Raw genomic sequence first — 13949 nt, 5'->3', positions numbered from 1 at the left:
CGCCTGTCCGGCGGTCGACGGGCGCGGGCGCGCCAGTCCGCCACCCTGACCCCAGCCCGTCGTCCGGCCGTAGCCGGCGTCGCGCCCGGGCGCGAGGTCAGACGCGCCACGTCCAGGCGTCGGCGATCCGGGTGGCGGGCCCGTAGAGCTGCTCCAACGTGCCGCGCAGGCTGTCGGCGTGTGGGGTGTCGACGGCCAGCGCCACGCAGGAGGCCCCCCAGAAGTCCGCGTCCTTTGCGGCCTGCCGGCGCTGCCCGTCGTCGACGACCGGCTGCCCGCCGCGCCTGGCGACCTCGGCCAGCAGGGCGGAGGTGGGCCGCGGGTAGGTGCCCATCGCCGCCGTGCCGCCGCGACCGTACGGGCCGATGAAGAAGCCTTCCGGCATGCCGAACGCCGCGTCGGCGGCGGTCGCCCAGCGCATCGGCCACGGTTGCTTGGGCGTGGCGAGCGGCACCGGCACCAGCACCCCGCCCGGCTCGACGCACTGACGCCAGTGCCCGCCGGTGACGAACTCGGGCAGCGGCGGGCGCTCGGCGGTGGGCAGCGGCGCCGGCAGCAGCGGCAGCAGCGCCAGGCCGACCGCCACCGGAACCAGGCGGCGGGCCCGGCCGGTGCCGCGCAGCGCCCGGTCGACCGCCAGCACCAGCAGGGTGGCGACCAGCGGGAGCGCCGCGAGGGCGAACCGCATCGGCAGCGCACCATCCACCACCGGCAGTCCCGACAGCAGCGCGTACGGGCCCGGCACGCCGGTGCGCTCGCCGTCGACGACCACCCGGGGGCCGAGCGACAGCGCCCCCGTCACCAGCGTGCCGGCCACGCACGCGACCACCAGCGGACGACGGCCCAGCCAGAGCGCGCAGCCGGCGGCGACCAGCAGCAGCGGGAGCCCGAGGAAGGTGTTGTACTCGGCCGGCCCGGTGGTCAGCCGGGCGGCCCCGTCGTCGCCCGCGATCGACAGCGGCGAGACCGTCCACCAGCTGCGCAGGTCCGCCGAGAAGTAGTGCGGGCTGAACATGCCGTCCGCGACACCCTGCGGGCCGGCGAACTGGAACCACAGCGGCCCCGCCAGTACGAGCAGCGCCAGCCCGGCGGCGAGCGTCATCCCGGCGGCGAAGCCGGGCAGGGCGCGGCGGGCCAGGCGCCGGTCCGCGACCGCGTAGGTGACCGCCATCACCAGCAGCGTGACCGCGCAGAGGAAGAGCACCTCCTCGCCGACGAAGACCTGTGCCGTGACCGCCGCCGCCAGGCCGACGGCCGAGCTGACCACCCGCCGGCGGTCCGGCCGCCCGTCGAGCGTGGTCGCCGGGTCGGCGGCCCGCAGCAGGCGGACCACGAGCCAGACGATCACCGGAACCAGCCACTGCGCGGTCATGTGCAGATGGCTGTTGGTCTGCGAGACCATCCCCGGGCCGAATCCGCAGAGCGCCGCCCCCAGCGCGGCGGCGACCCGGCGGGCGCGCAGGAGCCGGGTGAAGAGCAGATACCAGGCGACCGCCGTGCCGGCCAGGTTCGCCATGGCGAGCAGGGCGAACGTGACGGGCGCGCCGAGCAGCAGGGTCACCGGGGCGAAAAGCACGCCGAGCGCGATGACCGTGGTGTTGGTCATCAGGTTGACCCCGTCCGGCGCGTTGAGCCGTCGGGTGAGCAGGTCGAAGTCGCCGAGCAGCGCCCGCGAGTCGATGGCGAGGAACCACTCGTAGAGGGCCTGGTCCTCGGGGTTGAGCGCCAGGACGCGGGCCGCCGGGTCGGGCCAGAGCCCGTGGGTGAGCCAACCGGCCAGCGCCACGAAGACCAGCGCGACGGTGACGTCCGCCCGGCGCCGGTGCACGGCGGTCAGCAGGCGCGCCGGCCGGAGTCGGCGGGACGGCCGGTCGGTGGCGACGACAGCCTGGTCAGGGACCGCGTCGGGGGCCGTGGGGGCTGCGCTGCTCACGGTCTCGACCCTAGTGCGACCCGGACGCAGGGGTACGCCGGGTCGCCGCCGACCCGCTACCGTGACACTGCACCGCGCGTGTCGACCCGCGCGGTGTCACCCGCCCGGGTGGTGGAAAGGCAGACACGGCCGCCTTAAAAGCGGCTGCCGCAAGGCGTGCGGGTTCGACCCCCGCCCCGGGCACGCCGCACTCTCAGCTTCCGCTCAGCTTGGCGATCTCCACTCGGCTGCCCTGGGCGTTTACTCTTGAGGGTGCACGTTCACGTGCAACGACCCCCTGAGGGAGGCCTGACAGTGAAGACTTCGAACCCGGTGCTCGCCCGGCTCGGCCAGGCGGCCGAGCGGGAGCGCTCCGCCGGGTACGCCCCGACCGGGCCGTACGGACAGCCCGGCTATCCCCAGCAGTACCCGACGGAGGCCGGCTACCCGGCGGCCCCGCCGACCGTCAACACCATGTCGATCGACGACGTGGTGGTCAAGACCGTCACGCTCCTCGGCATCCTCGGCGTCTCCGCCGCGGCCGCCTGGGTGCTCGTGCCCGACGCCCTGCTCGGCGCGGCGTGGATCGGCGCGGCGGTGGTCGGCCTGGTCCTCGGCCTGGTCATCTCGTTCTCCCGGATGGCGAACCCGGCGCTGGTCGTCGCGTACGCCGTCGTCGAGGGCGTCTTCGTCGGCATGGTGAGCAAGTTCTTCGACTCGCTCTACGACGGCATCGTGGTCCAGGCGGTGACCGCCACGTTCGGCGTCTTCTTCGTGATGGCCATGCTCTACAAGGCGAAGGTCATCCGGGCGACCCCGAAGTTCGTCAAGGGCATGATCGCCGTGATGGCGGGCCTCTTCGCCGTCATGCTGATCAACCTCGTGTTCGCGCTCTTCGGCGTCAACACCGGCCTGCGCGACGGCAGCCCGCTGGCGATCGGGTTCAGCCTGGTCTGCATCGTGGTCGCCTCGCTGAGCTTCGTGCTCAGCTTCAAGGAGATCGAGGACGGGGTCCGGATGGGCCTGCCCCAGCGCTACTCCTGGGTCGCCGCCTTCGGCATCCTGGTCAGCCTGGTCTGGCTCTACATCGAGATCCTGCGCCTGCTGAGTTACTTCCAGGGCGACGACTGACCGTCGCCCGCGACCGACCGGCGCCCGCCTCCGCATCCGCGAGGGCGGGCGCCGTCGTCCCACCCACCTTCCCCACCCCGCCTTCCCCGTGCCGGGATCAGCACGTCGAGCAGCCGTCGACCCGGCTTCGTCCCGCCCCCGCCCGCCCCCGCACGAACCGCCCCGGCCCACGCCGTCGATCACGCAGTTGTGGTGCCCGGCAAAAAGGGCAGAACATCCTTAGTTGCCCACCGCAAGTCCATGATCGACGGGGCGAGTGGGTGGGCGGGCGGGTGCCGGACGCGCTCGGGCCCGACCTGCGCGTGGGAGGTAGGTGGGGCGGGCGGAAGGCAGGGCGGCCGGGGGGCGGGGCATCGGCGGCTCCCGGGCGGGGCTCGGCCGGCAGCGGTTCGTGCCCGACCCGTTCGGGCCGGTGGGGTGGTTCGTAGACTCGGGGCGTGGGTGGTGGGGAGTTGGAACGGGCGGTCGAGCTGCTGGTGCGTCAGGTCGGGCACTGGCAGCAGCCCCGCTGGGCGGCAGTAGCCGCCGGTGGCAACGTGTCCCGCGCCGACCTGGTGCACCGGCTGGTGCAGGAGATCGCCAACCTGGTCGCCGACGTCGAGGGCGGATCCCGCCGGACGGTGCCCCGGCTCGACAACGACCTGGCGCTGCCCGACCAGCTCCGGGTGGTGGCCGCCGACCTGGTCGCCGCCGCCCCGCCGCCCGAGGTGCTGGCGCGGGCCGCCGCCGAGGTGACGGCGACCCGCGACGCGCTCTAGCCTGCCCGGATCCCCGGCCCGAGGGCCGGTCTCAGCTCAGGTGCTTGTCGGCCCCCGGCCATGCCCTGGCCGGCTTCAGCTCAGGCGCTCGAGGACCATCGCCATGCCCTGGCCGCCGCCCACGCACATGGTCTCCAGGCCGATCGTCTTGTCGTGCCAGTCCAGGGCGTTGAGCAGGGTGCCGGTGATCCGGGCGCCGGTCATGCCGAACGGGTGCCCGACGGCGATCGCGCCACCCATGACGTTCAGCTTCTCCAGCGGGATGTCGAGCTCGCGGTACGAGGGGATCACCTGCGCGGCGAACGCCTCGTTGATCTCGACCAGGTCGACGTCGTCGATGGTCATGCCGGCCCGCTTGAGTGCCTGCCGGGTGGCCTCGACCGGGCCGAGACCCATGATCTCCGGCGAGAGGGCGGTCACGCCGGTCGAGACGATCCGGGCCAGTGGGGTGATCCCGAGGTCCTTCGCCCGCTGGGCGCTCATGATCACCACGGCGGCGGCGCCGTCGTTGAGCGGGCAGCAGTTGCCGGCGGTGATGCGGCCGTCGGGGCGGAACACCGGCTTCAGCCCGGCGACGCCCTCCAGGGTGACCCCGGCGCGGGGGCCGTCGTCGGTGCCGACCACCGTGCCGTCCGGGGTGGTCACCGGGGTGATCTCCCGGGCCCAGAAGCCGTCGGCGATCGCCTTCTCGGCGAGGTTCTGGCTGCGTACGCCGAACTCGTCCATGTCGGCGCGGCTCACGTCGTACACCTGGGCCAGGTTCTCGGCGGTCTGACCCATGGTCAGGTAGATGTCCGGCAGCTCGCCGGCCTCGCGCGGGTCGGTCCAGACCGGGGCCCCGCCCTGGGCGCGGGCCCGGGAACGCTCGGCGGCGGCGGCGAAGCGCGGGTTCTCCCAGCCGCCGCCGACCAGCGCCTGCGCCTCCTTCGGCAGCGCGTCGGAGTTGCCGCGGGCGTACCGGGAGACGGTCTCCACGCCGGCGGAGACGAACACGTCGCCCTCGCCGGCCCGGATCGCGTGCATCGCCATCCGGGTGGTCTGCAACGAGGACGCGCAGTAACGGGTGAGCGTGGCACCGGGCAGGGTGTCCAGGCCCATCAGGGTGGCGACCACCCGGGCCATGTTGAAGCCCTGCTCGCCGCCGGGCAGACCGCACCCCAGGTAGAGGTCGTCGATCTCGCCCGGGTCGAGCTGGGGGACCTTGTCCAGGGCGGCACGCACGATGGTCGCGGCGAGGTCGTCCGGGCGGACGTCGCGCAGGGACCCCTTGTGCGCCCGGCCGATGGGGGAGCGGGCGGTGGCGACGATGACGGCGTCGCGGGACGACTCGGTCGGCATGAACCAACGTTAACCCGTCGGTAACTTCGGGCGGAAGCTGCCCGCCGGCCGGGAAATGTCACGCCCGGGCAAGAGAACCGGCCGGCACCGGGAGGCCCCCGGGCCGGGGGCGGGACGGCACACTTCGGCGGCCGTGGTCCACCGGCGGGCCGGGCGGGTCAGTGCCGGGAGGCGACCGCCGCGGCGGCGGCGACGGCCGGCAGCAGGGCGTGCGCCCAGACCCGGTAGCCGTCGGCGGAGGGGTGGTAGCCGTCGTGGCACAGCGTCCCGGCGTCGGCCCGGAACACCGCCCCGGTCTCGGTGGCCAGGTCGACCACCGTGCCGCCGGCATCGAGCACCGCCGCCGTCTGGGCGCGGGCCACCCGCCGTCCCGACCAGCCGACCACGTTGCGCAGCGGCGGGGCGATCGCGCGTACGGCACCCAGGTCGGGGCACGTGCCGACGACGACCTCCACCCGGGCCTCGCGGAGCCGGTGCACGGCCGCCCCGAGGTAGGCGGCTGCCTCCACCGGACGACGCAGGGTGGTGGCGTCGTTCGCCCCGATCAGGATCACCGCCACGTCGGGGCGCTCGCCGAGCAGCGCCCGGGCCACCTGGGTGGCCAGGTCCGTCGAGCGCGAGCCGGAGACGCCGACGCTGGACAGGTGCACCCGGCGGCCGTTCGGGCCCTCGGCGAGCAGGTTTGCCAGCTGCCCGCCGATGGTCTCGTCGAGTCGGCCGACCCCGACGCCGAGGGCGGACGAGTCGCCGAGCAGCACCAGCCGCAGCGGCGACGCGTCGGCGCGCCCGATCGTGGCGCGCAGGGCGAGCGCCAGTTCCGGCTGGGCGTACCGGCGGTGCCGGGCGGCGAAAGCCTGACCGGCGAGGACGGCGGCACCGCCGACCGTGCCGGCGATGAGGCCGAGCGCCGTTGCCCGGCCCAGTCGGTTGGCGAGCCCCGAGGGGATGAAGCGCTCGCTCATGCCAGTCCCTCCAGTGTGGGTGAGTCGGCGGCGGGGCCTGGCTGCGGCACAGCGCCGACACCGAAGAAGGCCCGTCGGCGCAGCTGCGCCCACCGGCCGGCGGGGCCGCGCTCGCGCCCCCTGACCCGGGTGCCGCTGACCTCGGTGCCCGGGTGGCGGGCAGCCTCCTGGGCGGCCTGTGGCAGCGACCGTACGCCCTCGCCCCGGATGTGGGCCGGGCGCCGCTCCTGCCCCGCGCCGAGCGCGGACAGCACGGTCGGCAGCAGCACGGCGGCGGCCGCCGCGTAGCCCTCCGCCGAGGGGTGGAACCGGTCCCAGGCGAACATCCGGGTCGGCTCGGCCGCGAACCGGGGCCCGAGCAGGTCGCCGAGGGAGACCGTCCGGCCGCCGGCCTCGACCACGGCCACGGTCTGCGCGGCGGCGAGCTGCCGGCTCCAGCGGCGCGCCAGCCAGCGCAGCGGCGGCCGGATCGGCTGGATCGCGCCCAGGTCGGGGCAGGTGCCGACGACCACCTCGCAGTCGGCGGCGCGCAACGCCCGGACCGCCTCGACCAGATAGCGCACCGCCAGGGCGGGCGGCGTGCGGTTGGTCACGTCGTTGCCGCCGATCAGGATCACCGCGACGTCGGGCCGGCACTCCAGCGCCGCCTCCACCTGGTGGCGCAGCACGGCCGAGATGGCGCCGACCACGGCGAAGCGGTGCAACCGGACGGGGCGTTGCAGACGACGGGACAGGCCGGTGGCGAGCAGGGCGCCGGGCGTCTCGCGGCGGCGGTGCACGCCGTAGCCGGCGGCCGACGAGTCGCCGAGCACGACGACGGTGACCGGCGGGCCGGGCAGCTTCGCGCCGTAGACGCCGTCGCAGCGTGGCGGCGGCGCCTCGGCCATCGGGATGGTGCGCCGGGCCTGCCGGGCCTGCCCGAGGAGCACCCCGCCGGTGGCCGCCGCGGCCGCGGCCGTGGCGACCGTGCCGATCGCCGCGAGGCGGGCGACCTGCAGAGCGCGCTGCCAGCGCGGACCGACCGGGACGACGGAACCAGCGACCCCCATACAGCGACATTATCGCGCCGGCACGACACGCCGCTGTCGTCGTGTCGGCTCGCGGGTGCCTGGAAGTCGACGGTCCTGGGTACCTCCACGGGTGACAGGGGGACGGTTTGCGCGGGCGCGTCATCCTGGCACGTGGAGAGGGGCAGATGATGGGGAAGACATTGAAGCGCAGCGCGGCGTTCAGCGCGTTGGCCCGGGCGCTCGCGGTCGGGGCGCGGAGCGGGCCGTCCCTCGGTGCGCGGCTGGGCGCGCTGCCCCGGATGATCCGGGCGACCGCCCGGGGGGAGTACGACGGCGGCCTGCGGCTGGCCCTGATGACCGCGGCGACGGCGTACATCGTCTCGCCGATCGACCTGATCCCGGAGATCCCGCTGGCGATCTTCGGGCTGGCCGACGACGCGGTGATGGTGACCTGGCTCGCCGGCAGCGTGCTGGCCGAGACCGAGCGGTTCCTGGAGTGGGAGGCCCGGCGCAGCTCGGTGATCCCCGGGCACGTGGCGTCCTGAACCCACGTACCCTTGGGCGTCGAGAAGACGTCTGCCCGGCCGCCGCCGGCGGCGCCGGAGGAGAAGGGCACAACGAGGTGCGGTACTACGACAACGTCGTCGAGCTGATCGGCAACACCCCGCTGGTACGGCTGCGCAACGTCACGGCCGGCATCCAGGCCACCGTGCTGGCGAAGGTGGAGTACCTCAACCCGGGCGGTTCGGTGAAGGACCGGATCGCGCTGCGGATGGTGGAGGACGCGGAGAAGGCGGGCCTCCTCCAGCCCGGGGGCACGATCGTCGAGCCGACCAGCGGCAACACCGGAGTCGGCCTGGCGCTGGTGGCGCAGCTGCGGGGCTACAAGTGCGTCTTCGTCTGCCCCGACAAGGTCAGCCAGGACAAGCAGGACGTGCTGCGGGCGTACGGCGCCGAGGTGGTGGTCTGCCCGACCGCCGTGGCCCCGGAGGACCCACGCTCCTACTACAACGTCTCCGACCGGCTGGCCCGGGAGATCCCCGGCGCCTGGAAGCCCAACCAGTACAGCAACCCGGCCAACCCGCGCTCGCACTACGAGACCACCGGGCCCGAGCTGTGGGAGCAGACCGGCGGCGAGCTCACCCACTTCGTGGCGGGCGTCGGCACCGGCGGCACCATCTCCGGCATCGGGCGCTACCTGAAGGAGGCCTCGGAGGGCCGGGTGCGGGTCGTCGGCGCCGACCCGGAGGGCTCGGTCTACTCCGGTGGCACGGGCCGGCCCTACCTGGTCGAGGGCGTCGGCGAGGACTTCTGGCCGGAGACGTACGACCAGGGTGTCGCCGACGAGATCATCGAGGTCTCCGACAAGGCGTCCTTCGAGATGACCCGGCGGCTGGCGCGCGAGGAGGGGCTGCTGGTCGGCGGGTCCTGCGGGATGGCCGTGGTGGCCGCCCTGGAGGTGGCCCGCAAGGCCGGCCCGGACGACGTGGTCGTGGTGCTGCTGCCGGACAGCGGCAAGGGCTACCTGTCCAAGATCTTCAACGACGACTGGATGGCCCGGTACGGCTTCCTGGACAACTCGGGCACGGAGCCGACCGTCGCCGACGCGCTCGCCGACAAGCCGGGCGGCCTGCCCGAGCTGGTGCACGTGCACCCGACCGAGACGGTCCGCGACGCGATCGACTACATGCGCGAGTACGGCGTCTCGCAGCTGCCGGTGCTCAAGGCCGAGCCCCCGGTGGTGACCGGCGAGGTGGCCGGCTCGATCGCCGAGCGGGACCTGCTCGACGCGCTCTTCACCGGCCAGGCGCACCTGCACGACACCATCGAGCGGCACATGGCCGCGCCGCTGCCGATGATCGGTGGCGGGCAGCCGGTGAGCGAGGCGGTCGGCCTCCTGGAGAAGTCCGACGCCGCCCTGGTGCTGGTCGACGGCAAGCCGAAGGGCGTCCTCACCCGGCAGGACCTGCTGGCCCACCTCGGCGCCCGCTGACGCGTCAGAAAGGGCCCCCTGCCAGGTGAGAACCGCTGGCAGGGGGCCCTTTCCGGCAGGCGACGCGCCCTACAGGGCGCGGGCGTACCGGAGCTGGGGGGTGAGCACCGGCCCGATGTGCTCGTCGCGTTCGGTGCCGGTGGGGGTCCAGCCGCCGCGCTCGTAGAAGCGGCGGGCGGGCGCGTTGTCCCGCAGTACCCAGAGCACCGCGCGGGACCAGCCGCGGACGCGCATGGCGTCCAGCGCGTCGACCATCAGGGCCCGGCCGGTGCCCCGGCCGCGCTCGGTGGGTTCGAGGTGGATGGCGTTGAGCAGGCCGGTCGCCGGGTCGTCCTCGTCGTCGGGGCCGAGATAACTGAACCCGACCAGCCGGCCGTCGCGCTCGACCACCGTCATCCGGTGCTCGTCCCGTTCCCACGTCCACCGCTCCGTCCAGTAGGCGCCCATCGCCTCCGGCGTCGGGTCGGCCAGCGCCTCCGCCGGCAGGAAGGCCGAGTAGGCGGCGACCCGGGAACGCTGGTGCAGCGCGCCCACCGCCATCAGGTCGTCGACGGTGGCGGGACGCAGGGTGACCGTCATCCGGCCGAGGCTACCCGCCGGGGCGGGACCTGCACGGTCGTCAGGTCCTCGGCGATCACCAGGTCGCCGTCGAAGTGGGCGCGGGCCTCGTCGGCGAACCGGGCCGGGTCGGCGTACCGCTGGGAGAAGTGGGTGAGCACCAGCCGGCGTACGCCCGACTCGGCCGCCACCCGCGCGGCCTGGCCCGCCGTGAGGTGACCGACCTCGGCGGCCAGCGCGGCCTCCGAGTCGAGGAACGTCGACTCGATGACCAGCAGGTCGGCGTGCTCGGCGAGGGCGTACACCCCGTCGCAGAGGCCGGTGTCCATGACGAAGGCGAAGCGCTGCCCGGGGCGGGGCACGCTCACCTCCTCGCGGGTGACGCGACGCCCGTCGACGTCGAGGTGGCCGACGCGGATCAGCTCCCCGACCGCCGGGCCGGCGATCCCGTACGCGGCCAGCCGCTCCGGCAGCATCCGGCAGCCGTCGGGCTCGACGAGCCGGTAGCCGTACGTCTCGATCGGGTGCCGCAGCCGGCGGGCCTCCAGCGTGCCGACGCCCAGCGCGATGCGCTGCCCGTCGGCCTCGACGGGCTCGACGCGCAGCTCGGCGGTCTCGTGGAAGCTGGAGGCGTGCCGCAGCCGCGCGAAGTACTCCGCGCCGCCGGCCGGGAAGTGCACGGCCACCGGGTGCGGCACCCGGTCCAGGGAGAGCCGCTGGATGGTGCCGGGCAGGCCGAGGCAGTGGTCGCCGTGGAAGTGGGTGACGCAGATCCGGGTCAGGTCGGTCGCGGTGACCGTGGTGTGCAGGAGCTGCCGCTGGCTGCCCTCGCCCGGGTCGAAGAGGATCACCTCGTCGTCCCAGCGCAGCACGTACCCGTTGTGGTTGCGCTGCCGGGTGGGGGCCTGGCTGGCCGTCCCGAGCACCACCAGCTCGCGCATCGACACGGCGACCTCCGGCTGCGTCGGCCACCCGGCCCGCGAAAGGGTCGACCCCCGGGGCTTCCGCGCTCGCGCGCGGGCCGGCTGGACTGGGCCGGCACCCCGGGGGTCGGGTGGCTGTCGTGGTTTCGCCGCACCGCTGCCACACGGTCTCGACGATGGTGCTGTGCCCGCCTCGCGGCGGACGAGTTTACTGTCGAGGACAGCGGCTAGCGGACAGCCACCTCACGAGTCCGATTGCTATACAAGTCTGGACCACCTCCTTTCCCGTGTACCGCCACGCTATCCACCCCTCAGGTCCCCGGCAACGGATTTCGATCACACGGCGGCGGGGAATGGCGGGTCGGCGCTCAGGCGTTCTCGGCGATGCCGATCGGGCCCTCGCGCGGGCCCTCCTCGCTGGCCGGCTGCACGGCCAGCGACGGGAAGTCGGCCAGGTCGCCCTCCGGCTCGGCGTCCCACTCGGGGAAGACCAGGTCGCTCTGGAGGTAGAGGCAGAGCAGTTGGGTGAGCTGGCGCAGGCCCTCCAGGTGGGTGCGCTCGTGCCCGTGGGTGGCGTCCACGCCGAAACCGAGCAGCGCCACCCGGGCGTGCGCGCCGGCCTCCACGGCCGCCGCCACGTCCGAGCGGTAGTACTCGAAGACGTCCCGGACCAGGTCCACCCCGTGCTCGGCGGCGATCGAGGCCAGGTTGCGGGTCAGGTGGTAGTCGAACGGCCCCACCCCGTCGCCCATGGCGAGCGTGGCCGCGTCCTCGCGGGACTGCTGGCCGGGCGCCACCACCGCCGCGTCCACCGACACGATCTCCGCCACGTCCGGGTCGAGCCCGTGCGACGCCCCGTGCCCGATCTCCTCGGTCACGGTGACCAGCAGGTGCGCGGTGACCGCCGGGCGTACGCCGGCGTCGACCATCGCCTTGAGGGCGGTGAGGACGGCGGCCACTCCGGCCTTGTCGTCCAGGTGCCGGGACTTGACGTACCCGCTGGGGGTGATCGTCGGGTTGGGCAGGAACGCCACGAAGTCGCCCGCGTCGATGCCGAGGGCGCGCAGCCCGGCGATGTCGGAGACCGGCTCGTCGACCCGGACCTCGACGTGCTGCCAACCGACGCCCTGGAGGTCCACGTCGTCGTTGTAGCGGTGGCCGCTGGCCTTCAGCGGCAGCACCTGGCCGGTGATCACCCGGTCCAGGTCGTCGGTGAAGATCCGCACGTGGGCGCCCTCGGCGAACCGGGCGCTGTGCGTACCGATCGTCTTCAGCTCCAGCCGGCCGTTCTCCTTCAGCCGCTTGACCATGCCGCCGATGGTGTCGGTGTGCACCACGATCGCCCGGTCGGCACCCGTGGAGCGGGGGCCGGGCAGGCAGGCGCTCAGCGCGCCGCGCCGGGTCAGCGTGGAGGGGATGCCGAGGGCGGAGAGCCGCTCCCCGACGTACTGCTGCACGTGGTCCGTACGCCCCGACGGGCTGGGGATCTCCAGCAGCTCCACCAGCACCTGGCGCAGGTACTCCAGGTCGATCTCCAGCGGTCTCGGGCTCACGCGGCACCTCCAGGGCCGGCCGGGGTCCAGAGTCGCTGCGGTGCGCGGGTGCCGGGGAAGAGCAGGTCCACGAAGCGCTCGGCGGTCGGCTGCGGCTCGTGGTTGGCCAGGCCGGGCCGCTCGTTGGCCTCGATGAAGACGTGCTCCGGGCGGTCCGGGGCGCCGACCAGCAGGTCCAGCCCGGTGACCGGGATGTCCAGGGCCCGGCTGGCCGTCACGCACGCCTCGGCGATCGTCGGGTGCAGCTCGGCGGTGACGTCGTGGATGGTGCCGCCGGTGTGCAGGTTCGCGGTCCTGCGTACGGCCAGCACCTGCCCCTCGGGCAGCACGTCGTGCAGCTCGTGGCCGGCCTCGGCGAGCACGTCGCGGGTGATGTCGTCGAGCGGGATCCGGGACTCGCCACCGGTGGCGGCGGCCCGGCGGCGGCTCTGCCGCTCGATCAGGTCGGCGATGTCGTGCACCCCGTCGCCGGTGATCGAGGCGGGACGCCGGACCGCGGCGGCCACCACCTCGTGGTCGATGACGACGACGCGCAGGTCCTCGCCGGCGCACATCTCCTCGATCAGCACGTCCGGGCAGAACCGGGCGGCCAGCTCGACGGCGGCGGTCAGCGCCTCGGGGGTGCGTACCCCCACGGTGATGCCGTTGCCCTGCTCGCCCCGCGCCGGCTTGACGACCGCCTGGCCGACCTCGGCGAGGAAGGCGGCGTCGCGGTCGTCGCCGGTGGCGGTCCGGCCGCGCGGCACGGACAGCCCCGCCTCGGTGAGGATCCGGCGGGTCACCCGCTTGTCGTCGCAGCGGCTCATCGCCACCGCCGAGGTCAGCTCCGACAGCGACTCGCGGGTCAGGATGGTCCGCCCGCCGCTGCTCAGCCGCAGCTCGCCCCAGTCCGGGTCGGTGACCTCCACCCGGATGCCGCGCCGCATCGCCTCGTCGGCGACGATCTTCGCGTACGGGTTGAGCCGGTCGTACCCCTCGGGCATGGCGGGCAGGAAGAGCCGCTCGTTGATCGGGTTCTTCCGCTTCACGCAGAGCGTCGACGTCCGGTAGAAGCCGAGCCGCTCGTAGAGCCGGATCGCCCCGGCGTTCTCGGCGAGCACCGACAGGTCCACGTACGCCCGGCCCCGCTCGACCAGCCGGGCGGCGAGCGCGGTGATCAGCGCCTGGCCGGTGCCCGGCGGCGCCCTGTTGAAGTCGACGGTCAGGCACCACAGGCTGGCGCCGTTGTCCGGGTCGTCGAAGACGGCGACGTGGTCGACGCCGGTGATGGTGCCGACGACCTCGCCGGTGACGTCCTCGGCGACCAGGTGCAGGAACCGGTCGGTACGCGCGTTGGCGACGAGCACGTCGACTCCGGCGGTGACCATGCCGTTGCAGGCGTAGATCCGGTTCACCGCCTCGGCGTCGGCGGCGTCGGCCAGCGGGCGGACGGTCAGCCCCGGCACGTCGCCGTCCCCCGTCGGCCCGCCGTCGACGAGCGGCAGCCGGTAGGTCAGGGACGGATCGATGAACAGCTCGTCGGGGAGCCGGGACACCAGCACGTGCGGGTCGCGCAGGTAGATGCAGATGTCCCGGGAGCCGGCGGCCTCGGAACGCAGCACGGCGGCGACGGCGGCCTGGTCGGCGAAGGTCTGCCCGAAGACGAGCCGCCCCCAGCCGCAGTCCAGCACCACGTCGCTGTCGCCCTCGCGGGCCGGCACCTCCGCCGGCTCCGCCGCCATCGGATCGCCGCCGGGGCCCACCCGCTCCCGTCGCCGGCCGTGGCGCGACCGGTCGGTCCGGGCCGCGCCGGTCGCCAGGGTGTCGGTCAC

11 protein-coding genes, 1 tRNA gene and 1 pseudogene are annotated in these 13949 nt (G+C 74.3%); 5 read left to right on the top strand and 8 right to left on the bottom strand.

Annotation, left to right across the window (positions count from 1 at the left end; genetic code table 11):
* Positions 1-97: 97 nt before the first annotated feature.
* Positions 98-1933, bottom strand: coding sequence for a hypothetical protein (locus ACGFIG_RS06775; RefSeq protein ID WP_392999969.1), 1836 nt, complete (start codon positions 1931-1933; stop codon positions 98-100).
* A gap of 102 nt (positions 1934-2035) precedes the next feature.
* Here ACGFIG_RS06775 and ACGFIG_RS06770 point away from each other — a divergent pair.
* The 3 genes from ACGFIG_RS06770 (at position 2036) to ACGFIG_RS06760 (ending at position 3801) form a co-directional block, all read left to right on the top strand.
* Positions 2036-2116: transfer RNA gene (locus ACGFIG_RS06770), tRNA-Leu, on the top strand.
* A gap of 111 nt (positions 2117-2227) precedes the next feature.
* Positions 2228-3043, top strand: a complete 816-nt coding sequence (locus ACGFIG_RS06765; protein ID WP_392999967.1) for a Bax inhibitor-1/YccA family protein — start codon at positions 2228-2230, stop codon at positions 3041-3043.
* Positions 3044-3480: 437 nt separating this feature from the next.
* Positions 3481-3801, top strand: a complete 321-nt coding sequence (locus tag ACGFIG_RS06760; RefSeq protein WP_392999965.1) for a hypothetical protein — start codon at positions 3481-3483, stop codon at positions 3799-3801.
* Positions 3802-3876: 75 nt separating this feature from the next.
* On the opposite strand, the gene ACGFIG_RS06755 is transcribed toward ACGFIG_RS06760, so the two are convergent.
* From ACGFIG_RS06755 to ACGFIG_RS06745, 3 genes and pseudogenes are all read right to left on the bottom strand, one after another.
* On the bottom strand, positions 3877-5139 hold the full coding sequence (locus tag ACGFIG_RS06755) for an acetyl-CoA C-acetyltransferase (RefSeq protein ID WP_392999963.1): 1263 nt from the start codon (positions 5137-5139) through the stop codon (positions 3877-3879).
* Between the two features lie 158 nt (positions 5140-5297).
* Positions 5298-6101 (bottom strand): SGNH/GDSL hydrolase family protein, encoded by an 804-nt coding sequence (locus ACGFIG_RS06750; protein ID WP_393001345.1) that lies wholly within the window; start codon positions 6099-6101, stop codon positions 5298-5300.
* Positions 6075-7150 (bottom strand): annotated as a pseudogene (locus ACGFIG_RS06745) (SGNH/GDSL hydrolase family protein); the annotation flags it as partial. The gene ACGFIG_RS06750 and the pseudogene ACGFIG_RS06745, both read right to left, overlap by 27 nt.
* A gap of 149 nt (positions 7151-7299) precedes the next feature.
* Here ACGFIG_RS06745 and ACGFIG_RS06740 point away from each other — a divergent pair.
* Both ACGFIG_RS06740 and ACGFIG_RS06735 read left to right on the top strand, forming a co-directional pair.
* A complete protein-coding gene (locus ACGFIG_RS06740) occupies positions 7300-7656 on the top strand; it encodes a YkvA family protein (RefSeq protein WP_392999961.1) in 357 nt (118 codons plus the stop codon).
* 77 nt (positions 7657-7733) lie between these two features.
* Positions 7734-9104: a cystathionine beta-synthase gene (locus tag ACGFIG_RS06735; protein ID WP_392999958.1), complete on the top strand. Its 1371-nt coding sequence runs from the start codon at positions 7734-7736 to the stop codon at positions 9102-9104.
* Between the two features lie 69 nt (positions 9105-9173).
* Here ACGFIG_RS06735 and ACGFIG_RS06730 read toward each other — a convergent pair whose 3' ends face one another.
* The 4 genes from ACGFIG_RS06730 to ngg all read right to left on the bottom strand — a co-directional run bounded on the left by ACGFIG_RS06730 (position 9174) and on the right by ngg (position 13949).
* Positions 9174-9683, bottom strand: a complete 510-nt coding sequence (locus ACGFIG_RS06730; protein WP_392999956.1) for a GNAT family N-acetyltransferase — start codon at positions 9681-9683, stop codon at positions 9174-9176.
* Positions 9680-10609, bottom strand: coding sequence for a ribonuclease Z (locus ACGFIG_RS06725; RefSeq protein ID WP_392999954.1), 930 nt, complete (start codon positions 10607-10609; stop codon positions 9680-9682). The genes ACGFIG_RS06730 and ACGFIG_RS06725 overlap by 4 nt, the downstream gene beginning before the upstream one ends.
* A gap of 344 nt (positions 10610-10953) precedes the next feature.
* Positions 10954-12138: an osmoprotectant NAGGN system M42 family peptidase gene (locus ACGFIG_RS06720; RefSeq protein WP_392999952.1), complete on the bottom strand. Its 1185-nt coding sequence runs from the start codon at positions 12136-12138 to the stop codon at positions 10954-10956.
* A complete protein-coding gene (gene ngg / locus ACGFIG_RS06715) occupies positions 12135-13949 on the bottom strand; it encodes an N-acetylglutaminylglutamine synthetase (protein WP_392999950.1) in 1815 nt (604 codons plus the stop codon). Before ngg ends, ACGFIG_RS06720 begins: the two co-directional genes overlap by 4 nt.

It is taken from the genome of Micromonospora sp. NPDC049048 (assembly GCF_043197615.1).
Classification (GTDB): Bacteria; Actinomycetota; Actinomycetes; order Mycobacteriales; family Micromonosporaceae; genus Micromonospora.
Note: the sequence above shows the minus strand (reverse complement) of the source record. Positions and strands in the feature narration are given on the sequence as shown.